Annotated in this window: 22 protein-coding genes; 16 read left to right on the plus strand and 6 right to left on the minus strand. The window is 67.8% G+C overall.

The window, feature by feature from the left end; all coding sequences use genetic code 11:
• Positions 1–990, plus strand: a complete 990-nt coding sequence (locus ABQF30_RS17845; protein ID WP_448466131.1) for a 2-hydroxyacid dehydrogenase — start codon at positions 1–3, stop codon at positions 988–990.
• A gap of 77 nt (positions 991–1067) precedes the next feature.
• Here ABQF30_RS17845 and ABQF30_RS17850 read toward each other — a convergent pair whose 3' ends face one another.
• A complete protein-coding gene (locus ABQF30_RS17850; protein ID WP_448466595.1) occupies positions 1068–1538 on the minus strand; it encodes a 2-oxo-4-hydroxy-4-carboxy-5-ureidoimidazoline decarboxylase in 471 nt (156 codons plus the stop codon).
• Positions 1539–1614: 76 nt separating this feature from the next.
• Positions 1615–2103 carry an inorganic diphosphatase gene (locus ABQF30_RS17855; protein ID WP_448466133.1) on the minus strand — a complete coding sequence of 163 codons (489 nt, stop codon included), beginning with the start codon at positions 2101–2103 and terminating at the stop codon, positions 1615–1617.
• Positions 2104–2230: 127 nt separating this feature from the next.
• Here ABQF30_RS17855 and dacB point away from each other — a divergent pair, with 127 nt between their 5' ends.
• The 4 genes from dacB to hpt all read left to right on the plus strand — a co-directional run bounded on the left by dacB (position 2231) and on the right by hpt (position 6254).
• Complete coding sequence (gene dacB / locus ABQF30_RS17860; RefSeq protein WP_448466135.1) at positions 2231–3613, plus strand: D-alanyl-D-alanine carboxypeptidase/D-alanyl-D-alanine endopeptidase; 1383 nt, start codon at positions 2231–2233, stop codon at positions 3611–3613.
• The gene (locus ABQF30_RS17865; protein ID WP_448466137.1) at positions 3610–4662 is read left to right on the plus strand and encodes an Rv3626c family coenzyme F420 biosynthesis-associated protein; all 1053 of its coding nucleotides are present in this window, start codon (positions 3610–3612) and stop codon (positions 4660–4662) included. The genes dacB and ABQF30_RS17865 overlap by 4 nt, the downstream gene beginning before the upstream one ends.
• Complete coding sequence (tilS, locus tag ABQF30_RS17870; RefSeq protein ID WP_448466139.1) at positions 4641–5603, plus strand: tRNA lysidine(34) synthetase TilS; 963 nt, start codon at positions 4641–4643, stop codon at positions 5601–5603. The genes ABQF30_RS17865 and tilS overlap by 22 nt, the downstream gene beginning before the upstream one ends.
• A 75-nt stretch (positions 5604–5678) precedes the next feature.
• Positions 5679–6254 (plus strand): hypoxanthine phosphoribosyltransferase, encoded by a 576-nt coding sequence (gene hpt / locus ABQF30_RS17875; protein ID WP_448466141.1) that lies wholly within the window; start codon positions 5679–5681, stop codon positions 6252–6254.
• Position 6255: 1 nt separating this feature from the next.
• Here the strand turns inward: hpt and ABQF30_RS17880 are convergent, their stop codons facing one another.
• The 4 genes from ABQF30_RS17880 to ABQF30_RS17895 are packed head-to-tail and all read right to left on the minus strand — an operon-like array spanning position 6256 to position 10165.
• The gene (locus tag ABQF30_RS17880; protein ID WP_448466143.1) at positions 6256–6978 is read right to left on the minus strand and encodes an SIMPL domain-containing protein; all 723 of its coding nucleotides are present in this window, start codon (positions 6976–6978) and stop codon (positions 6256–6258) included.
• Between the two features lie 21 nt (positions 6979–6999).
• A complete protein-coding gene (locus ABQF30_RS17885) occupies positions 7000–8016 on the minus strand; it encodes a zinc-binding dehydrogenase (protein WP_448466145.1) in 1017 nt (338 codons plus the stop codon).
• Positions 8016–9206 (minus strand): LLM class flavin-dependent oxidoreductase, encoded by a 1191-nt coding sequence (locus tag ABQF30_RS17890; protein WP_448466147.1) that lies wholly within the window; start codon positions 9204–9206, stop codon positions 8016–8018. Before ABQF30_RS17890 ends, ABQF30_RS17885 begins: the two co-directional genes overlap by 1 nt.
• On the minus strand, positions 9203–10165 hold the full coding sequence (locus ABQF30_RS17895) for an alpha/beta fold hydrolase (protein ID WP_448466149.1): 963 nt from the start codon (positions 10163–10165) through the stop codon (positions 9203–9205). Before ABQF30_RS17895 ends, ABQF30_RS17890 begins: the two co-directional genes overlap by 4 nt.
• Before the next feature lie 135 nt (positions 10166–10300).
• Between ABQF30_RS17895 and ftsH the strand changes: the two genes are divergently transcribed.
• From ftsH to ABQF30_RS17950, 11 genes are all read left to right on the plus strand, one after another.
• Complete coding sequence (gene ftsH / locus ABQF30_RS17900) at positions 10301–12619, plus strand: ATP-dependent zinc metalloprotease FtsH (RefSeq protein WP_448466151.1); 2319 nt, start codon at positions 10301–10303, stop codon at positions 12617–12619.
• An 18-nt stretch (positions 12620–12637) separates the two neighbouring features.
• Positions 12638–13255 carry a GTP cyclohydrolase I FolE gene (gene folE / locus ABQF30_RS17905; RefSeq protein ID WP_448466153.1) on the plus strand — a complete coding sequence of 206 codons (618 nt, stop codon included), beginning with the start codon at positions 12638–12640 and terminating at the stop codon, positions 13253–13255.
• Positions 13256–13269: 14 nt separating this feature from the next.
• Positions 13270–14109 carry a dihydropteroate synthase gene (folP, locus tag ABQF30_RS17910; protein WP_448466597.1) on the plus strand — a complete coding sequence of 280 codons (840 nt, stop codon included), beginning with the start codon at positions 13270–13272 and terminating at the stop codon, positions 14107–14109.
• The gene (folB, locus tag ABQF30_RS17915; RefSeq protein WP_448466155.1) at positions 14102–14470 is read left to right on the plus strand and encodes a dihydroneopterin aldolase; all 369 of its coding nucleotides are present in this window, start codon (positions 14102–14104) and stop codon (positions 14468–14470) included. Before folP ends, folB begins: the two co-directional genes overlap by 8 nt.
• A complete protein-coding gene (folK, locus tag ABQF30_RS17920; RefSeq protein ID WP_448466157.1) occupies positions 14467–14994 on the plus strand; it encodes a 2-amino-4-hydroxy-6-hydroxymethyldihydropteridine diphosphokinase in 528 nt (175 codons plus the stop codon). The genes folB and folK overlap by 4 nt, the downstream gene beginning before the upstream one ends.
• A complete protein-coding gene (locus tag ABQF30_RS17925; protein ID WP_448466159.1) occupies positions 14994–15470 on the plus strand; it encodes a DUF3180 domain-containing protein in 477 nt (158 codons plus the stop codon). Before folK ends, ABQF30_RS17925 begins: the two co-directional genes overlap by 1 nt.
• Positions 15471–15547: 77 nt before the next feature.
• Entirely contained in the window at positions 15548–16948 is a 1401-nt protein-coding gene (locus tag ABQF30_RS17930; protein WP_448466161.1) for a DUF6779 domain-containing protein, read from the plus strand.
• Between the two features lie 80 nt (positions 16949–17028).
• Entirely contained in the window at positions 17029–17973 is a 945-nt protein-coding gene (locus tag ABQF30_RS17935; protein WP_448466163.1) for a Rossmann-like and DUF2520 domain-containing protein, read from the plus strand.
• Positions 17973–18917, plus strand: a complete 945-nt coding sequence (gene panC / locus ABQF30_RS17940; protein WP_448466165.1) for a pantoate--beta-alanine ligase — start codon at positions 17973–17975, stop codon at positions 18915–18917. Before ABQF30_RS17935 ends, panC begins: the two co-directional genes overlap by 1 nt.
• Complete coding sequence (panD, locus tag ABQF30_RS17945; RefSeq protein WP_448466167.1) at positions 18917–19351, plus strand: aspartate 1-decarboxylase; 435 nt, start codon at positions 18917–18919, stop codon at positions 19349–19351. The genes panC and panD overlap by 1 nt, the downstream gene beginning before the upstream one ends.
• Before the next feature lie 6 nt (positions 19352–19357).
• Positions 19358–20173, plus strand: coding sequence for a type III pantothenate kinase (locus ABQF30_RS17950; RefSeq protein WP_448466169.1), 816 nt, complete (start codon positions 19358–19360; stop codon positions 20171–20173).
• Positions 20174–20211: the final 38 nt, after the last annotated feature.

Here is a 20211-nt window from a genome sequence, read left to right on the forward strand (position 1 = left end):
ATGAGAATCGCCAAGATTGTGGTGGCCGATTCCTACCTGGTGCCGCACCGCGCGAGGCTGGAAGCCGCACTGCCCGCAGCCGCAACCGTGTGCTGGCACACTCCCGGTGACAGCGGGGTGCTCGACGACCTTCCCGACGCCGACGTCTTCGTCGGCAGTCGGTTCACCGCCGAGATGGCCGCCGCGGCAGGCAAGTTGCGCCTGGTGCATGTCAACGGTGCAGGCACCGACAAGATCGCATTCTCTCACCTGGCTCCGGACGTACTGGTGGCCAACACGTTTCACCACGAGCAATCGATCGCGGAGTACGTCGCGGCAGTGGCGGTGCTGCTGCGGCGGCACCTGCCTGAGCAGGACCGCGCGCTACGCACGGGCAGGTGGGCCACCCCGGGTTACGACCGGTCGATCGGGCAGAGCAGCTCATTGCAGGGTGCGAAAGTCGGATTCATCGGGTTCGGGCACATCGGCCGGAGCAGCTGGAATCTGCTGCGCGCCTTCGGGGCCGACGGTATGGCAGTCACCGGCAGCGGCAACCTCGATGCCTCGGCGGAAGGCCTGGCGTGGGCCGGCGACACGAGCCGGCTGGGACAGTTGATGACCGAATCCGAACTGGTCGTGGTCTGCGCGCCGCTCACCGAGCAGACCGTCGGCATGATCGGGGTCGAAGAACTGCGCGCGCTCGGACCGGCCGGAGTTCTGATCAATGTCGGCCGGGGTCCACTGGTGGTGGAATCGGATCTGTACGAAGCGCTTTCGACGGGTGTGATCGCCGCGGCAGCGATCGACGTGTGGTACCGGTATCCGGATTCAACCGGCTACGGCAGCCCCGGCCGGATGCCGTTCCGTACCCTGCCGAACGTTTTGATGACCCCGCACGTATCGGGCGTCACCACCAACACGTTCGCCGGCCGGGCCGGCGACATCGCTGCCAACATCGTCAGGCTGGATCGGGGCGAACCGTTGCGCAATTTGGTGCGCAACTCCGGCTGAGACCCGAGATTGCACTCAGGGACAAAAATCGGCGGGATCTTGTCCCTGAGTGCATTCTCGACGCCCCGGGCCGCGAATCACCAGTTGTAGAAACCACCCTCGGGTCCCAGCATCCGCTCCAGCCGGGTGCGGTTGATCCTGGCCATCTCGTTGCGGACCACTTTGCGTTCGGTCTCGTCGTCGTTGTGCAGCCGGTCGTGGATCGTGGCGATGACGTCGTGGGCGCAGGATCCGGCGACGTACATCACGAAGCCGAACCCGAACTGTTCGACGTAGCTCTTGGTGGCCCGATCCAACTCGGCGCCTGCCTGCGCGTCGCAATCCCGGACCACGCACGGGTAGGCCTGCAGGATCTTGTCGATCGAATGCTCGCCGAGGCTGAACAACAGCGTGTCGGCCTGCCGGAACAACGCGTCGTGACGTGAGTACGGACGGCCGCGGGCAAGATCAGCGGCCATCGGCACGCTGTAGCAGCACTCGTACACCGCGTGCACGGCCCGGCGTAGCGGCAATGCGTTGTACGCCTCGAGCCCCATGCCCTGATGCATCAACACATGGACATCATCGGAGCCGCATAGGACAGCGGGGTTACCCCGTGTTACGGCGAGGCTAAATCAGGCCGGATCAATGACCTGAGCTCTTGAACCGCTCCACCGAGCGCTTCAGCTCGGCTTCGGCCTCTTCGCGGCCCACCCAGTCGGCGGTCTTGACGAACTTGCCGGGCTCCAGGTCCTTGTAGTGCACGAAGAAGTGCTTGATGGCGTCGAGCTCGAACTGCGACACGTCACCCAGATCCTGGATGTGGTCCCAGCGCGTGTCGCCGGCCGGCACGCACAGCAGCTTGTCGTCGCCGCCGGCCTCGTCGGTCATCCGGAACATCGCGACGGGGCGGGCCTCCACCACGCAGCCCGGGAACACCGACTCGGGCAGCAGCACCAGCGCGTCGAGCGGATCGCCGTCCTCGCCGAGGGTGTTCTCGAAGAACCCGTAATCGGCCGGGTACCCCATCGCGGTGTAGAGGTAGCGGTCGAGCTTCACCCGTCCGGTCTCGTGATCCACCTCGTACTTGTTGCGTGAACCCTTTGGGATCTCGATGACGACGTCGAACTCCACCGTCGCGGCTCCTTCGCATCTGCGGTCAGTCTGGGGTCGTCGGTGCGACGACGCGGGTCAACCCTAATGGAGCGATAGGCTGGCGCAGCGGGGTGGCTTCCCCGGTCCAGTCGAGAGCAGGAGAAACATGCGGCCCACTCGGTGGCGGCGGTCCACCCATGTGGCGGTAGGCGTCGCGGTCATTGTGCTGGTCGCCGCCGTCGTCGCGGCGGCTGCCGTGCTCACCGGGCACCGGTCCAGCGACGCGCAGGCGGTCGCGCCCGCGCCGCCGCCCGCGACTGCCAGCCCGGGTGTCATCCCGGTCGACTTTTCGGCACCCACGCCCACCGAAAGCGGCCTGGCGGCCGCGTTGGTGCCCGCCCTGGCCGATCCCAACCTCGGCGTCGTCACCGGCCGGATCACCGATGCAGACACCGGTGCCGAGCTCTGGGAGCAGAACGCCGACGTGCCCATGCAGCCCGCATCGGTCAACAAGGTGCTCACCACCGCGGCCGCACTGCTCACGCTCGACCGTGACGCCAGGCTGACCACCACCGTGCTGGCTTCCGACGACCAACCCGGCCTCGTGGTGCTCAAGGGCGGCGGCGACACCACGCTCTCGGCGGCCCCCGCCGACACCGATACCTGGTACAGGGGTGCGGCCCGGATCAGCGACCTCGCCGACCAGGTGAGGCAGAGCGGGGTCCGGGTCACCACCGTGCGCGTGGACACCAGCGCCTACAGCGGGCCGACGATGGCTCCCGGCTGGGATCCGGCCGACATCGGGTTCGGCGACATCGCACCGATCGAGTCGGTGATGCTCGACGGCGGCCGCATCCAACCGGTGACAGTGGAATCCAAGCGGTCCATCAGCCCGGCGCTGGACGCCGGCCGCGCCCTGGCCGCTGCCCTGAAGGTCGAACCCGAGTCCGTGACGCTGATGCCTTCCGGGTTGACCGGTGGCAGGCAGATCGCCGAAGTGCAGTCCGCCCCGCTGATCGAGCGGTTGCGGCAGATGATGAACGAATCCGACAACGTGATGGCCGAGTCGATCGCCCGTGAAGTCGCCGACGAACTGAATCAGCCACAGAGCTTCGAGGGCAGCGTCGAGGCAGTGCTGGACCAACTGGACAGCATCGGGATCGACACTTCGGGTGCCGACCTCGTCGACGCCAGCGGTCTGTCCGTGGACGACCGGCTCACCGCGCAGACCCTCGACGAGATCGTCAACGCCGCGACCGGCCAAACCGAACCCGCGCTGCGGCCCCTGGTCGACCTCCTGCCCATCGCGGGCGGCAGCGGCACCCTGTCCAACCGCTACCTGGACACCGAAGGCGGTAAGGCCGCCGCAGGCTGGCTGCGGGCCAAGACCGGCTCCCTGACCGGCACCAACGCCCTGGCCGGGATCGTCACCGACAAGAACGGCCGGGTGCTGACGTTCGCGTTGATCTCGAACTATGCCGGTCCGACCGGCCGCACCGCGATCGACGGACTGGCCGCCGTCCTGCGTTCATGCGGATGTGGCACATGAGTAGCCCCACCATGACAGCGGGCCGGGCCGTCGACTGGGAGTTCGCCGCGACGGTCGGGGCGAAGCTGGCCAGGCCGGCTCCGGCAGCCACCGACTACACCCGCCGTCAGGCCGTCGAGCAGCTGGCCGACAGTGCCCGGGCCGCCGAACTCCCGGTGCGTGAGGTGACGGGCCTCAACGAGGGAGCCGAGCTGCCCGAGGCCCGCATCGTCGACCGTCCCGAATGGATCAGGGCCGCGACCCGCTCGATGAAGGTCATGACCGGTGGGGCGACCGACAACGGTGAGAAACCCGGTTTCATCACCGGACGGGTCACCGGCGCACAGACCGGCGCGGTGCTGGCCTTCATCTCCTCGGGCATCCTCGGCCAATACGATCCGTTCGGCCCCGACGGCGGCGAGCTGCTGCTGGTGTATCCCAACGTGATCTCGGCCGAACGCCAATTGCGGGTCTCCCCAGCCGATTTCCGGCTCTGGGTGTGTCTGCACGAGGTCACCCATCGCGTGCAGTTCCGGGCCAATCCATGGCTCGCCGACCACATGTCCCAGGCCCTGGCGGTGCTCACCGCAGACGGCGGCGAGGATGTCGCGGCGGTCATCGGCCGACTCTCGCAGTATGTCCGCAGTCAGCGCAACGGCGATCCCCCGGAACCGAATTCGAGCGGAGTCATCGGTCTGATGCGTGCTGTTCAGGCCGAGCCGCAGCGCCGTGCGCTGGATCAGCTGCTGGTGCTGGGCACATTGCTCGAAGGTCATGCCGACCATGTGATGGACGCGGTGGGCCCGGCGGTCGTCCCGTCGGTGAACACCATTCGACGCCGTTTCGACCAGCGCAGACAACGCAAGCAGCCACCCGTGCAACGCCTGGTGCGGGCACTGCTGGGATTCGACGCCAAGCTCAGTCAATACACGCGCGGCAAGGCATTCGTGGACCACGTGGTGTCGAACGTCGGGATGACCCGCTTCAACACCGTCTGGTCGAATGCCGAAAGTCTGCCGCTACCAAGTGAAATCGACGAACCGCAGCGATGGATCGATCGGGTGCTGTAGCGACGCTGCAGCGGACGGTGACGGCGTTCGGAGCGCAGATCGAGGACGACCGCTGGTGCGTCGCGCTGTCCGGCGGCCCGGATTCGCTGGCGCTCGCAGCGATCGCCGCACAGGACCGGCCCACCACCGCGCTGATCGTCGAGCACGGGTTGCAGTCAGGCTCGCGCGCGGTGGCCGAGACGGCGCGCCAGCAGGCACTCGCAGTGGGATGTGCTGCAGCACAGGTTATTCCGGTGGTGGTCGGCCGCGCCGGCGGTCCGGAGGCCGCCGCCCGCCAGGCCCGCTACACCGCGCTGCAGGCCGCCCGCGACGGGGCGCCGGTGCTGCTCGGCCACACCCTCGACGACCAGGCCGAGACGGTCCTGCTCGGGCTCGGTCGCGGATCGGGCCCGCGGTCGATCGCCGGGATGCGCCCGCACGACCCGCCGTGGCACCGGCCGCTGCTGGGCGTTCGACGCTCGGTCACCCACGCGGCCTGCGACGAACTCGGCCTCAAGCCGTGGCATGACCCGCACAACTTCGAGCGGCGGTTCACCCGGACGCGGCTGCGCCTCGACGTCATGCCGCTGCTGGAGGAGGTCCTGGGCGGGGGAGTGGCCGAGGCGCTGTGCCGCACGGCGACCGCGCTGCGGGAGGACACCGACACCCTCGACGAGCTCGCGCAGCGCACGCTCGACGAGGCGGCCAGGACTGATGGCGGCCTGGATATCGCCGCGTTGACCGGGTTGCCCGACGCCGTGCGGCGGCGCGTGATCCGCGGCTGGCTGCGCTCCGGCGGCGCCACCGACCTGACGGACACCCAGATTCGTGGGGTGGACCGGCTGGTCACCGGCTGGCGCGGGCAGGGCGGGGTGGCCGTGGGGTCCACGCTGCGCAGGCAGCGGCTCATCGCGGCCCGCCGGGATGGGGTGTTGGCCCTGCACATCGAGCAGGTTCAGTAGACGTCGAACCCCGGTCTCCTCTGGTCTCGTCCGGTCTCGTTGGTCAGCAGCCCCATCACATGGCACGCTGTGCACGTGGCTGCCGAATCTGCCGAGGTGTATCCGGGGGACATCAAGTCGGTGCTCCTGTCCGAGGAACAGATCCGGACGCGCACCACCGAGCTCGCCGAGATGATCGCCGATCACTACCGTGACGACCTCGGCGACGACGACCTGCTGTTGATCACCGTGCTCAAAGGCGCGGTCATGTTCGTCACGGATCTGGCGCGCAGCATTCCGCTGCCCACCCAGCTGGAGTTCATGGCGGTCAGCTCGTACGGGTCCTCGACCTCGTCGTCGGGTGTGGTGCGGATCCTCAAAGACCTCGACCGCGACATCAACGACCGCGACGTGCTGATCGTCGAGGACATCATCGACTCCGGGCTGACGCTGTCCTGGCTGCTGCGTAATCTCGCCACGCGCCGCCCGCGCTCACTGCGGGTGTGCACGCTGCTGCGCAAACCTGACGCGGTCCGGACCGACATCGACGTCGCCTACGTCGGTTTCGACATCCCGAACGAGTTCGTCGTCGGTTACGGCCTGGACTACGCCGAGCGCTATCGCGACCTGCCCTACATCGGCATGCTCGACCCGAAGGTCTACACGTCCTGACTCAGCTGAGTTCCCAGACCACCGTCACGGAGAAGTCCACCGTCTGCTGACCGGGCTCCAGCGGCACCGCTTCCATGGCCGCCCGCGGCATCGGCCTGGGCGGAGTGGAGCCGGACTCCTCGGATATCGAGATGACCTTCCCGAGGCCGAGGCCGGACAGTTCGGCGTACTGCTCGGCGCGGTCCCTGGCGTCTTCGAAAGCCCGAGCGCGCGCGTCGCGCACCAGATCCGAGTCGTCCTCGATCGAGTAGGCCACCGAGTTGATCCGGGTGGCGTCCCCGCCGGTGCTCGCAATGAGCGCCAGCGTGTTCGACGCCTCGGCGGTGTCGCGGATCTTGACCTGGATTGCGTTGCTGGCCCGGTAGCCCGTGATCGCCCCGTTGCCGGCAGCGTCGGGCGCGAACTGGGGCTGCACGCTGACCTGCGTGGTGCTGATGTCCTTGCGGTCGATGCCGGAGCCGACCACGGCGTCGATCACCGCCTGCTGGCGCTGGCTGGACTGGTTGAGCGCGCCGGACACATCGGGGGCCAGGAACTCCATCGCCACGTCGGCGGTCAGGGTGTCGGGGACGCCCTGCACCTGGCCGGATCCGACGACGGTGACCTGCCGGGGCTCGGTCGATCCACCCGCGGCGGGACCCGAGGCCGCGTCGCAACCGGTCAGTACGGCGGCGATCAGACCCGCCACGGCGACGACGAGCAACTTCGTTTTCGCGATCGGCATTCCAGGAACCCTACCGGCCGCTCAGGGCGTCACGAGGATCTTGCAATGCCGGTCGGGGTCGGCGAGTTCGTCGAATGCGCCGCCCACCTGGTCCAGTCCCACTGAGCCGGTGATCATCGGGGCGACGTCGATCTCGCCCTCGGCGATGGCCCGCAATGAGCTTGCGAATTCGGCCGGGTCGTAGCCGAACACGAACTGGATGTTGATCTGTTTGGCGATCGCGTAGAACGGGTGCACGGTGTCGGGCTGCATGCACACCCCGGCGACCACCACCCGGGCACCCACCGGCGCGCGCCGGAGCACGTCATCAATGATGCCCGGTGCGCCGACCGCTTCGAAGACCACCTTGGGTGTGGACCGGTGAAACGGTGAGTCCTCGGCCGGGTCGAGCGTGACGTGCGCCCCCATGGTGGCCGCGAGCTCGCGACGTGCCGAGGAAAAGTCAGACGCCACAATGGTTTCCACCCCGCGCAACTTCAGGGCGGCGATGATCGCGATGCCGACCGGGCCGCAGCCGACGACCAGCGCGGTCTCGCCACGCTCGATGCGCGACGCGTTGACCGCGTGGAGTCCGACGGCCATCGGCTCGGTGAGCGCCGCGCGGTTGGGGTCGAGCCCGTTGGGTATCGGCAGCAGCAGCGGAGCCGAGAGGAGCATTCGTTCGGCGTAGCCGCCGACAGTGGTGTTGCTGTAGACGATCATCTCGACACCGCTCGGCGATATCAGTGCCGGCACGGAGGTCACCAGGGTTCCGGGCGGATGCGTCTCGGTGGCAGGCCCGGCGTCGAGGATCTCGGCGCTGAACTCATGGCCCATGAAGATGTCGCCGGACAGGTCGATGCCGGCGTTGATATCCGGCAGCCCCTCCACCTGGGCCCCGACCGCAAGCATCTCCTCACCGTGTTTGGCGAAATGCAGGTCGGAGCCACAGATTCCGCATGCCTTGACGTCGACGAGGACCTGACCGGGTCCCGGAACCGGTTCGGGCACGTCGTCGCGCACGACCATCCGACCGCCACGCAGCACTGCGGCGCGCATCAGCTCCTGCCCTCCTTCGATGTTTCCGCGGTGTGCTCGGTCATGGCGTTCACGATCGCCTGCCCGGCCCGGCCGAGCAGCTGGTCGCGCATGCCCTTGGCCCAGTCGTGCGATGCGCGTGACGCGGTCAGCTGGCCCTTGAAGTGCGGGATGACCTCGCGGGCGAACAGCTCATAGGAGTGGAACGTCGCCGCAGGTGGGGCCCAGTCATGCCCGAGCAGCAGGAAGGTGCCGAAACCGCCGGAACGGTCCAGCAGATCCTGGATGTAGGTGATCGCGTCGGCTGTGGTTCCGATGCAGCAATTACCTTTGGACGCATAGTTTTCCACGAACTCGTACGCTGAGTCAGCGGCCTCGGCCTTGTCGGACAGCGGCACGAACCCGGCCGCGCCGAAGTAGTTGGCGAAATCCTGCAGGCCATAGGTGCAATCTTCGATGGCCTGCTCGCGGGTGTCGGCGAGGTGGATGATGCCCAGCACCCGCCAGTCCTTGCGATCGGGCTCTGGCCTGCCGGCTTTGGCGGCCTGATCACCGACGATGTCCCAGGTGGTCTCGAGTGCGGCCATACCGCCGGGGACCGACATCGACAGCGAAAGCAGCGACGTGCCGAGCTGGCCGGCGAGTCGGGGACCGGACGGCGAAACCATTGCCGCGGTGGAGATTTCCGGGTATGGCCAGGTGTAGGGCCGGATGTGCAGCGCCGCGTCGCGCAGGGTGAACCAGTCCGTCTTGCGGTCGATACGCTCGTCGGGCGCGGCCCGGAACAGCGCCAGGATCGCCTCAAGGGAGTCCTGCATCATCGGGCGCTGGTCGACCGGATCGATGCCCATCATGTAGGCGTCCGACGGCAGCGCCCCCGGTCCGGTGCCGAACATCACCCGGCCGCGGGTGAGGTGATCAAGCAGCACCCAACGGTCGGCCACCATCAACGGGTGGTGATACGGCAGCGACACCACGCCGGTGCCCAGCCGGATGTGCCTTGTCCGTTCCGCGGCAGCGGCGATGAAAACTTCCGGGCAGGCGATGAGTTCGTAACCGCCCGAGTGGTGTTCGCCGAACCACGCTTCGTCGTATCCGAGGCGGTCCAGCGCCTCGACTCGATCCATGTCGTATTGCAGTGCGGTCGTGGGTGATTGACCGACCGGGTGGAACGGCGTGATGAACACCCCGAAGTTGAGCGGCCTCGTCATTTCACGCTCCCGAGGAACTCCAGCAGCGCGGCGTTGACCTCGTCGGGTCGTTCCTGCTGCAACCAATGGCCGGCCCCGTCGAGCAGCACTTCGCGGTAGTCGCCCGTGGCCGCCTCACGTGCCCGGTCGCGCGGGGTGAAACTCAGCACCGGGTCGGCGCTGCCGGCGAGGAAGAGCGTCGGCACGGTGATGGTCTCGGCCGGGGTGGTCTCGGTCAGCTCCCAGTTGCGGTCGAAGTTGCGGTACCAGTTCAGGCCGCCGGTGAACCCGCTGCGGGTGAACTCCTCGACATAGTGGTCGATCTCGTCGGCGGTGATCCAGTCCGGTAGGCCGTCGGGTTCGGGCAGGCGATCGATGAAGCCTTCGGGCCCGGGCGCGACCATGCGCTGTGCGGCGAACTCGTCACCGGTGGGGCGCAGGCCACCGAGCATTCGGCGCATGGTGCGGGCGGGGTCGCCGCCGAGTTCGGCGTCGGCGACGCCGGGTTCCTGGAAATAGAGGATGTAGAAGAAGTTGTCGCCGAAGATCTTGCGCCAGGTCCGAGTGGGCGGCGACGAGGCGCGGGGTAGCGGCGGAACGCTCAGCGCCGCCACGCCGGCGACCCGGTCCGGGAAGAACAGCGGGAAATTGGTCACGACGGGTGAGCCCCAGTCGTGGCCGACGAGCACGGCCTTCTCCGCGCCGACATCATCGAGCAACCCGGCGATATCGGCGGTCAGCTCCACGATGTTGTAGTCCTCGATGGCCTCGGGCTTCGTCGAGCCGCCGTAGCCGCGCTGATCGGGCGCCAGGACGTGATAGCCGGCCTCGGCCAGCACCGGGATTTGATGTCGCCACGAATAGGCGAGTTCGGGGAATCCGTGGGCCAGCACGACCACCGGATTGCCACGCTCACCCGCCTCCGTCAGTCGCAACGTCACGCCGTTCGTATCGACTAACCGTTCGGTTGGTGTGATCACGGTCTCACCCAAGCACAGCGGGCCGCCGGGGGGCTAGACACCGTCGGGAACTACCGGACGTTGGTCTAGCGGTAGCCTTGTAAATTGCCCGGCTGCGCATATCGGAAGGACCAGGCCGTCGAAGGCCGATTATCGATGAACCGGAAAAATGTTATCCGCACGCTGACCGTCATCGCGGTTGTGTTGTTGCTGGGCTGGTCGTTTTTTTACTTCAGTGACGACACCCGCGGCTACAAGCCCGTCGACACCTCAGTGGCGTTGACTCAGATCAACGAAGACAACGTCAACAGCGCCCAGATCGACGATCGCGAGCAGCAGCTGCGGCTGGATCTCAAGAGCGGCAACGGTGACACCGAGAGCAGCGACAAGGTACTCACCAAGTACCCGACCGGCTACGCGGTGAAGCTCGCCGATCAGCTGGACGCCAAGAACATCAAGTACAGCACCACCGTCAACCAGGGCAGCGTGCTCGGCTCGCTGCTCATCTACATGTTGCCGCTGTTGCTGCTGGTCGGCTTGTTCGTCATGTTCTCGCGCATGCAGGGTGGCAGCCGGATGGGCTTCGGCTTCGGTAAATCGAAAGCCAAGCAGCTGTCCAAGGACATGCCCAAGACCACGTTCGCCGACGTCGCCGGTGTCGACGAGGCGGTCGAGGAGCTCTACGAGATCAAAGACTTCCTGCAGAACCCGTCGCGGTACCAGGCGCTGGGCGCCAAGATCCCCAAGGGCGTGCTGCTCTACGGCCCGCCCGGAACGGGCAAGACCCTGCTGGCCCGCGCGGTCGCGGGTGAGGCCGAGGTTCCGTTCTTCACGATTTCCGGTTCGGACTTCGTCGAGATGTTCGTCGGCGTCGGCGCCTCGCGCGTGCGCGACATGTTCGAGCAGGCCAAGCAGAACAGCCCGTGCATCATCTTCGTCGACGAGATCGACGCCGTCGGCCGTCAGCGCGGCGCAGGTATGGGCGGCGGACACGACGAACGCGAGCAGACGCTGAACCAGTTGCTGGTCGAGATGGACGGCTTCGGCGAACGCCAGGGCGTCATCCTCATCGCCGCCACCAACCGGCCCGACATCCTCGACCCCGCGCTGCTGCGACCGGGCCGCTTCGACCGTCAGATCCCGGTGTCAAACCCCGACCTGGCCGGCCGTCGCGCGGTGCTGCGCGTGCACTCGCAGGGCAAGCCCGTCGCACCCGACGCCGATCTCGACGGGTTGGCCAAGCGCACCGTCGGCATGTCCGGCGCCGACCTGGCCAACGTGATCAACGAGGCGGCGCTGCTGACCGCCCGCGAGAACGGCACCGTCATCACCGGGCCCGCGCTCGAGGAGGCCGTCGACCGCGTCGTCGGTGGTCCCCGCCGCAAGAGCCGCATCATCAGCGAGCACGAAAAGAAGATCACCGCCTACCACGAGGGCGGGCACACGCTGGCCGCCTGGGCGATGCCCGACATCGAACCGATCTACAAGGTGACGATCCTGGCCCGCGGCCGCACCGGCGGCCACGCGGTGGCCGTTCCCGAGGACGACAAGGGTCTGATGACCCGCTCGGAGATGATCGCCCGCCTCGTGTTCGCGATGGGTGGCCGCGCCGCCGAGGAGTTGGTGTTCCGCGAGCCCACCACGGGTGCGGTGTCCGACATCGAGCAGGCCACGAAGATCGCGCGTGCCATGGTCACCGAGTACGGCATGAGCTCCAAGCTGGGTGCGGTCCGTTACGGCACCGAGCACGGCGATCCGTTCCTGGGCCGCACGATGGGTACTCAGGCCGATTACAGCCACGAGGTCGCACAGATCATCGACGACGAGGTCCGCAAGCTGATCGAGGCTGCGCACACCGAGGCGTGGGAGATCCTCACCGAGTACCGCGACGTTCTCGACACGCTGGCCGGCGAGCTGTTGGAGAAGGAAACGCTGCACCGCGCCGAGCTGCAGGCCATCTTCGGCGACGTGAAGAAGCGTCCGCGCTTGACGATGTTCGACGACTTCGGTGGTCGGGTGCCGTCGGACAAGCCGCCGATCAAGACCCCCGGCGAGCTGGCGATCGAGCGTGGCGAGCCGTGGCCGCCGCCGGTTCCCGAGCCGGCGTTCAAGGCCGCCATCGCGCAGGCAAGCCGTGAAGCAGAGGGCACCCAGCAGAACGGCGCTGCGACCAACGGGGCGCCGACCAACGGCGCGCCCGCCGGACCCACCCAGCCCGACTACGGTGCGCCCGCGGGCTGGCACGCCCCCGGCTGGCCACCGCCACCGCAGCAGCCGCAGCCGCAGCAGCAGCCGGGACACCAGCCGCAGCAGGGGTATTGGTATCCCCCACCACATCCGTCGGGATGGCAACAGCCTCAGCCGTACCCGTATCAGCCCTACCCGCATCCCGGCCATCCCTCCGGTGCTTCGGAGGAACCCGGCCAGGACGGTGGTCACACAGGAGACCGGTCCAATCCGCCGGCTCACGGCTGATCCGAAACGGAGGCTTCGATGACGCGATCGCTGCGTGAGCATCACAACAACTCAGCAACGGTCAACCGGGTGTTCGATCAACCACGGGCTGAGGCGGCTGTGCGTGAGCTGCTCATCGCGATCGGTGAGGATCCGGACCGGCAGGGTCTTGTCGACACCCCGGCGCGCGTCGCGCGCGCCTACAAGGAGTTGATGGCCGGCCTGTACACCGACCCCGACGCGGTGCTCAACACCACCTTCGACGAGGGGCACGACGAACTCGTGCTGGTGAAGCAGATCCCGCTGTACTCCACGTGCGAACATCATCTGGTGTCGTTCCACGGGGTGGCGCACGTCGGCTACATCCCCGGCGTGGACGGCCGGGTGACCGGGTTGTCGAAGATCGCCCGGCTGGTCGACCTGTACTCGAAACGACCTCAGGTGCAGGAACGGCTGACCGCGCAGATCGCCGATGCGATGATGCGCAAGCTCGACCCGCGCGGCGCCATCGTGGTGGTGGAGGCCGAACATCTCTGCATGGCCATGCGCGGGGTCCGCAAGCCCGGCGCGATCACCACCACCTCGGCGGTGCGCGGACAGTTCAAGACCGACAAGGCATCTCGAGCCGAGGCGCTGGAACTCATCCTGCGCAAGTGAATTCACTGAGCCCGATGGCCGCTGGAGGAACGCGCGTGCAGGTCATGGGCGTCGTGAACGTCACCGACGATTCGTTCTCCGATGGTGGACAGTTCCTCGACCGTGACCGTGCCGTGGAGCACGGCCTCGCGCTGGCCGCAGCGGGTGCCGCGATCATCGACGTCGGGGGTGAGTCCACCCGGCCAGGCGCCACCCGGATCGATCCGGAAGTTGAGGCCGCCCGCGTCGCTCCGGTGATCAGTGAGCTTGCCGCCCAGGGGATTACCGTCAGCATCGACACGATGCATGCCGATGTGGCGAAGGCGGCGCTGGCGAGCGGGGCGCAGATCGTCAACGACGTGTCCGGGGGGATGGCCGATCCCAACATGGCGCCCCTGGTGGCCGACGCAAAAGTGCCGTGGGTGCTGATGCATTGGCGGTCGGTGGGTTCGGCACTCCCACACGAGGTGCCCGGCTACGGCGACGTGGTCGCGGAGGTGCGCGCCGAATTGCTCGCGGCGGTGGACGCCGCGGTCGCCGCGGGCGTCGATGCCGACCGGCTGATCATCGACCCCGGTCTGGGTTTCGCCAAGACCGCCCAACACAATTGGGCGTTGCTGCGGGCGTTGCCGGATCTGGTGGCCACCGGGATCCCGGTTCTGGTCGGGGCGTCACGCAAACGCTTTCTCGGTACCCTGCTCGCCGGCGCCGACGGTACGCCGCGCCCGCCGGACGGCCGGGAAACCGCCACCGCGGTGATCTCGGCGCTCGCCGGCCTGCACGGGGCATGGGGAGTTCGCGTACACGATGTGGTGGCCTCGGTCGACGCGCTGAAAGTGGTCGAGGCATGGGAGTCCGGAGGTCGGGTTGGCTGATCGAATCGAGTTGCGCGGCTTGAAGGTTCGCGGCAATCACGGCGTCTTCGACCATGAACGCGCCGACGGTCAGGATTTCATCGTCGACATCACGGTGTGGCTGGATCTGCGGGCCGCGGCCGCCAGCGATGAGCTCTCCGACACTCTCGACTACGGTGCCCTGGCCCAGCGTGCCGCCGACATCATCGCGGGCCCGCCGCGCAACCTCATCGAAACGGTGTCGGCCGAGATAGCCGACGGCATCATGTCCGACGAGCGACTGCACGCGGTCGAGGTCGTCGTCCACAAGCCCAGTGCGCCAATCCCGTTGACGTTCGATGATGTCGCGGTGGTGGCCAGGCGGTCGAGGAGCACGAAGTGACTTCAGTGGTTATTTCCATCGGGTCGAACCTCGGCGACCGGCTCGCGCGGCTGCAGTCCGTGCTCGACGGGCTCGGCACCGCAGTGCGAGCGGTGTCGCCGGTGTATGAGACCGACGCCTGGGGCGGCGTGGATCAGGGACCGTTCCTGAACGCGGTGCTCATCGCCGATGATCCGGAGCTGGACGGGCATGGTTGGTTACGGCGCGGCCAGGAGTTGGAGGAGGCGGCCGGACGGGTGCGCGGCCAGCGTTGGGGCCCTCGCACGCTCGACGTCGACCTGGTCACCTGCCATGCCGGTGATGTCGAGGTGATCTCACGTGACGACGGCCTGACGCTGCCGCATCCGTTGGCTCACCTGCGCGCGTTCGTGCTGATTCCGTGGCTCGCGGTGGACCCGGAAGCCGCGCTGACAGTGGCCGGTGAATCGCGTCCGGTGCAGCGTCTGCTGTCCGAGATCGACCCGGCCGAGCGGGCCGGAGTCAGGCTCACCGACTACGTGCTCGGATTGCGAACCGAGGACTGATGGGGCCGACCCGTAAGCGTGACCTCGCAGGCGCGGCGGTCGTTGCCGCCGTGCTGGGCTACCTCTTGGTGGTCCTGCTCTACCGCTGGTTCCCACCGATCACCGTGTGGACCGGGCTGTCGTTGCTTGCTGTCGCAATCGCCGAGGCGGGTTGGGCCTTCTACGTGCGCGCCAAGATCAAAGATGGGCAGATCGGGGTTGGCGGGGGCCGCCTGCATCCACTTGCCGTGGCCCGTTCGGTGGTGATCGCCAAGGCGTCGTCCTGGGTGGGCGCTCTGGTGGCGGGTTGGTGGATCGGTGTGCTGATGTACCTCTTGCCGAAACGCGCCACGATGAGAGTTGCCGGCGTGGATACCCCTGGCGTGGTGGTAGCCGCCGTCAGCGCGCTGGCGCTGGCAATCGCCGGGCTGTGGTTACAGCATTGCTGCAAGTCTCCGGAGGAGCCGCCGGACAACGGTGAGGCTGCACCCGAGTAAACGGACGTGAAACCTGGACCGCCGAATCGCCGCGCCGGTCGACACGCTAGGTGACCTGTGGCGGGTACAGTCGGCCCATGACCGTTCTGCCCCGCGGTGGTCGGCCACGGCGCGGCGGCCGAAGGCCAGGCTGGCTGCTCTTGACGGTGTTGCTGGTGCTCGCCATTCTGGCGAGCTCAGCGCTGGTGTTCACCGACCGTGTTGAGTTGCTGAAATTAGCAGTCATCCTGGCGCTGTGGGCTGCCGTGGTGGCGGCCTTCGTCTCCGTCATCTATCGCCGCCAGAGTGACCTCGACCAGGCCAAGGCGCGGGACCTGAAATTGGTCTACGACCTGCAGTTGGACCGCGAGATTTCGGCTCGACGCGAATACGAGCTGACCGTCGAGACGCAGTTGCGCCGCGAATTGGCCTCCGAGCTTCGGGCTCAGGCCGCCGACGAGGTTGCTGCACTGCGCGCCGAGCTGACCGCTTTGCGGGCCAATCTGGAAATCTTGTTCGACACAGACCTCGCACACCGGCCGGCCATCGAAACCGACAGGAACGCCGTGCGCACCGCCGGACGCGTCACCGCCAGCCGGTTGGACGTGCCGGACGTGCGCGATGTCGAAGCCACCGACATCCGCATGCTGCGCACCGAGGAGAGCCCCATCATCGACGTCCCGGCCGAGCCGCACCCGCCGGAGAACGGCTGGACGTCATCGGCCGGCGGAGCACACCGATTCCCGTCGCCACCCACGGAGCAGCAACGGCGCCGGCGTCGGCAGGACGAGGTGCAGCAACCACCGCGCAAGCAGGAACCGCAACCGGCCGCGCGCCGGCAGGAACCGCAACCGGCGGCCCGTCAGCAAGAACCGGCCGCCCGCAAGCCCGAACCGCAGCCCGCGGCCCGCAAGCCCGAACCGCAGCCTTCGGCCTGGGCGCCACCCCCACCGGCTCCGCCCATCCCGCCGTTGCAGCCATCTCCGACCATCGACGCGCCACGCTCCGAACCCGACGCGACCGGGTGGGAGCCGGCACCCGCCGAGGGGCAGTGGCTCCCCGCGGGTGCACCGGGTAGCAATTGGACGGCTCCCTCGCCCTCGCCCTCGCCCTCGCCGTCGCCGACATCGGCGAACGGTTCTTCGGCCGAATATGTCGGTCGGCGCCGGGCTCGGGAGTCCGCCGCAGCCGAACCCGCCACACCGACTCCGCCTGCCGAGCCACCTTCAGAGCCGGCCCCGCCGGCTCCGGTGATGTCCGCCGAACCGCTCCGCGGCCGCCACTCTGCCCCTTCTGAGGGCGTCGAGCCTGCCCGGCCCGGCACCCCTGCGCAGCCGGCCCCGGTGTTGGCGACCGAACCCACTCCACCGCCTCCACGGCACCGCAGCACTGAGGAACCCAGTGGTCAGCACGCCGACGGCCAGTCGGCGGCCGAGTTGCTCGCAAGATTCCAGGCGGCCCCGACCGGAGGCGGGCGTCGCCGACGTCGAGACGAGTGAGTTAGTCTCGTGGCAACCGTCCGGTACCCGCAGTGCGGGACTGGAACGGATGAAACCACTTCAACCTGAGGTCTTCTGCAATGGAGCAGTCCCCCGCAAGCGGGTGGTGCCCCCCTGACGGTTTGCGTCCGGCGCGGCTCACTGTCGGCGTCATTTCGGCTGGTCGGGTCGGCACCGCGGTCGGCTATGCGCTGGAGCGTGCCGAACACGTGGTGGTGGCGTGCAGCGCCATCTCGAAGGCTTCTCGGCTGCGGGCGCAACGTTGGCTGCCCGACACCGCGATCCTGCCCGCCCACGACGTCGCCAAGCGTGCCGAACTGCTGCTTCTCACTGTTCCCGACGCTGAACTGGCCGGGGTGGTCTCCGGTTTGGCCAGCACCGGCGCGGTCCGGCCGGGCACCATCGTGGCGCACACCTCGGGTGCCAATGGCGTTGCGGTGCTGGCTCCGTTGGCCGAGCAGGGCTGTATCCCGTTGGCGATCCACCCGGCGATGACGTTCACCGGCTCGGACGAGGACATCGCGCGGCTGCCCGACACGTGCTTCGGAGTGACAGCCGCCGATGAGGTCGGTTACGCGATCGGCCAATCCCTCGTGCTCGAGATGGGTGGCGAGCCGTTCCGGGTGCGTGAGGACGCCAGGGCGCAGTACCACGCCGCCCTGGCGCATGCCAGCAATCACCTGGTCACCTTGGTCTTGGACGCGGTCGATGTGTTGCGGACATCGCTGCGCGGTCAGGAACTCCTCGGCCAGGAACTCGTCGGCGACACCCCGGGTGGCCTGCCCGAACGGGTGGTGGCCCCGCTGGCCCAGGCCGCGCTCCAGAACGCGCTGCAGCGTGGGCAGGCCGCACTGACCGGCCCGGTGGCGCGCGGCGACGCGGCAGCCGTCGCCGTCCACCTGAATGCCCTTCGGGAGCTGGATCCTCAACTGGCACAGTCGTATCGGGCCAATTCACTACGCACTGCCCAGCGTGCCCACGCACCCGAGGACGTCTTCGCGGTGCTGGCGGAAGCGAGTCAATGATGGCCAGCGGCAGATTGCCGAAATTCAACCCCGGCGAGCTCAACGTCTACTCCGCACCCGGCGACGTCGCCGCGGTCACCCGGGCACTACGCGCCACCGGGCGACGGGTGACCCTGGTACCCACCATGGGCGCCCTGCACGAGGGTCATCTCACTCTCGTCCGGGCCGCCAAGAAGGTGCCCGGCGCGGTCGTGGTGGTGTCGATCTTCGTCAACCCGCTCCAGTTCGGCGCGAACGAGGATCTCGACGCTTACCCGCGCACCCTCGAGAACGACCTTGCCGTGTTGCGGGCCGAAGGTGTCGAGGTCGCGTTCACCCCCACCGGCTCCGCCATGTATCCCGAGGGGCCGCGTACCTCGGTGCACCCGGGTCCGCTCGGTGATGAACTCGAAGGTGCCTCGCGCCCAGGGCATTTCGCCGGAGTGCTGACGGTTGTGTTGAAGCTGTTCCAGATTGTGCGGCCGGATCGCGCCTACTTCGGCGAGAAGGACTACCAGCAGTTGGCGCTGCTCCGGCAGATGGTCGCCGACCTCAACGTCGACGTGCAGGTCGTCGGGGTGCCCACCGTGCGGGAGTCCGACGGGCTGGCGCTGTCCTCGCGCAACCGCTACCTCGATACCGACGAGCGCGAGCAGGCCGGCGCACTGTCGGCAGCGCTGTTGGCCGGCAAGTACGCCGCGGCCGGCGGGGCGGACGCGGCGGTGGACGCCGCAAGGGCGGTGCTCGACGAGGTTCCCGCCATCAAGGTGGACTACCTAGAGGTCCGCGACCCTATGCTGGGCCAAGCGCCGCGCGAGGGCTCGGCCCGACTGCTGATCGCCGCACGGCTGGGACGTACCCGCCTGCTCGACAACATCGCCATCGATGTCGGAGCATCCGCCGGCATCGACGGGCATCCCCGGGTCTCCTCCGACGACAATCACGAACTTCCTTGGAGAAACTGATGCAGCGCACGATGCTGAAGTCCAAGATCCACCGCGCAACCGTGACGCAGGCCGACCTGCACTACGTCGGCTCGGTAACCATCGATGCCGACCTCATGGAAGCCGCCGACCTGCTCGAAGGTGAGCAGGTGACGATCGTCGACATCGACAACGGCGCCCGCCTGGTGACCTATGCGATCACCGGTGATCGCGGCACCGGGGTGATCGGAATCAACGGTGCCGCAGCCCATCTCATCCACCCTGGCGATCTGGTGATCCTCATCGCCTACGGCGTGATGGCGGATGCCGAAGCTCGCACCTACAAGCCGCGGGTGGTGTTCGTCGACGCCGACAACCGCCAGATCGACCTCGGGAGCGATCCCGCGTTCGTTCCGGCGCAGGCTGGTTTGTCGTCCTCGCGTGCGGGTGCGCCCGAACTGCTGTCCCCGAGGTAGGTCCCCGTGCTTCTCGCTATCGACGTCCGCAACACCCACACCATCGTCGGGCTGATCTCCGGGACCGGGGATCACGCAAAGGTGGCGCAGCAGTGGCGGATTCGCACCGAGTCCGAGGTGACGGCCGACGAGTTGGCACTCACCATCGACGGCCTCATCGGGGACGACTCCGAGCGGCTGACCGGCGCCGCCGGATTGTCGACCGTGCCCTCGGTGCTGCACGAGGTCCGGTTGATGCTCGAACAGTACTGGCCGTCGGTGGCCCACGTGCTGATCGAGCCGGGGGTGCGTACCGGCATCCCGTTGCTTGTCGACAATCCCAAAGAGGTCGGCGCTGATCGGATCGTCAATTGCCTTGCGGCGTACCACAAATACGGGACAGCGGCCATCGTCGTCGACTTCGGCTCGTCCATCTGTGTAGATGTCGTGTCGGCCAAGGGCGAATTCCTCGGCGGGGCGATCGCACCCGGGGTACAGGTGTCCTCGGACGCTGCGGCGGCCCGTTCGGCGGCGCTGCGCCGAGTCGAGTTGACCCGGCCGCGTTCGGTGATAGGCAAGAACACCGTCGAATCCATGCAGGCCGGTGCGGTGTTCGGGTTCGCCGGGTTGGTCGACGGGCTGGTCAACCGGGTACGCGAAGACGTCGACGGATTCGCGGGCAGCGACGTCGCAGTGGTGGCCACCGGCTACACCGCCCCGCTGGTCCTGCCCGATCTGCGCACCGTCGAACACTATGACCCGCACCTCACGCTCGACGGCCTGCGGCTGGTCTACGAACGCAATCGCGACAGCCAGCGCGGCCGCCTCAAACCCGCCCGGTGAGTTCTCGCGCTCGGTAGTGAGCGCGGCCACGTCGAGTA

It is taken from the genome of Mycolicibacterium sp. XJ870 (assembly GCF_053483975.1).

Bases quoted from the DNA above. Each gene is read 5' to 3' on its own strand.
- ABQF30_RS17845 (WP_448466131.1), top strand. From the start codon at position 1: ATGAGAATCGCCAAGATTGTGGTGGCCGATTCCTACCTGGTGCCGCAC.
- ABQF30_RS17865 (WP_448466137.1), top strand. From the start codon at position 3,610: ATGAGTAGCCCCACCATGACAGCGGGCCGGGCCGTCGACTGGGAGTTC.
- ABQF30_RS17925 (WP_448466159.1), top strand. From the start codon at position 14,994: ATGGGGCCGACCCGTAAGCGTGACCTCGCAGGCGCGGCGGTCGTTGCC.
- ABQF30_RS17930 (WP_448466161.1), top strand. From the start codon at position 15,548: ATGACCGTTCTGCCCCGCGGTGGTCGGCCACGGCGCGGCGGCCGAAGG.
- ABQF30_RS17885 (WP_448466145.1), bottom strand. From the start codon at position 8,016: ATGCGCGCCGCAGTGCTGCGTGGCGGTCGGATGGTCGTGCGCGACGAC.
- ABQF30_RS17880 (WP_448466143.1), bottom strand. From the start codon at position 6,978: ATGCCGATCGCGAAAACGAAGTTGCTCGTCGTCGCCGTGGCGGGTCTG.
- panD (WP_448466167.1), top strand. From the start codon at position 18,917: ATGCAGCGCACGATGCTGAAGTCCAAGATCCACCGCGCAACCGTGACG.
- folE (WP_448466153.1), top strand. From the start codon at position 12,638: ATGACGCGATCGCTGCGTGAGCATCACAACAACTCAGCAACGGTCAAC.
- ABQF30_RS17890 (WP_448466147.1), bottom strand. From the start codon at position 9,206: ATGACGAGGCCGCTCAACTTCGGGGTGTTCATCACGCCGTTCCACCCG.
- panC (WP_448466165.1), top strand. From the start codon at position 17,973: ATGGCCAGCGGCAGATTGCCGAAATTCAACCCCGGCGAGCTCAACGTC.
- ftsH (WP_448466151.1), top strand. From the start codon at position 10,301: ATGAACCGGAAAAATGTTATCCGCACGCTGACCGTCATCGCGGTTGTG.
- folP (WP_448466597.1), top strand. From the start codon at position 13,270: ATGGCCGCTGGAGGAACGCGCGTGCAGGTCATGGGCGTCGTGAACGTC.
- ABQF30_RS17935 (WP_448466163.1), top strand. From the start codon at position 17,029: ATGGAGCAGTCCCCCGCAAGCGGGTGGTGCCCCCCTGACGGTTTGCGT.
- ABQF30_RS17850 (WP_448466595.1), bottom strand. From the start codon at position 1,538: ATGCATCAGGGCATGGGGCTCGAGGCGTACAACGCATTGCCGCTACGC.
- tilS (WP_448466139.1), top strand. From the start codon at position 4,641: ATGGATCGATCGGGTGCTGTAGCGACGCTGCAGCGGACGGTGACGGCG.
- dacB (WP_448466135.1), top strand. From the start codon at position 2,231: ATGCGGCCCACTCGGTGGCGGCGGTCCACCCATGTGGCGGTAGGCGTC.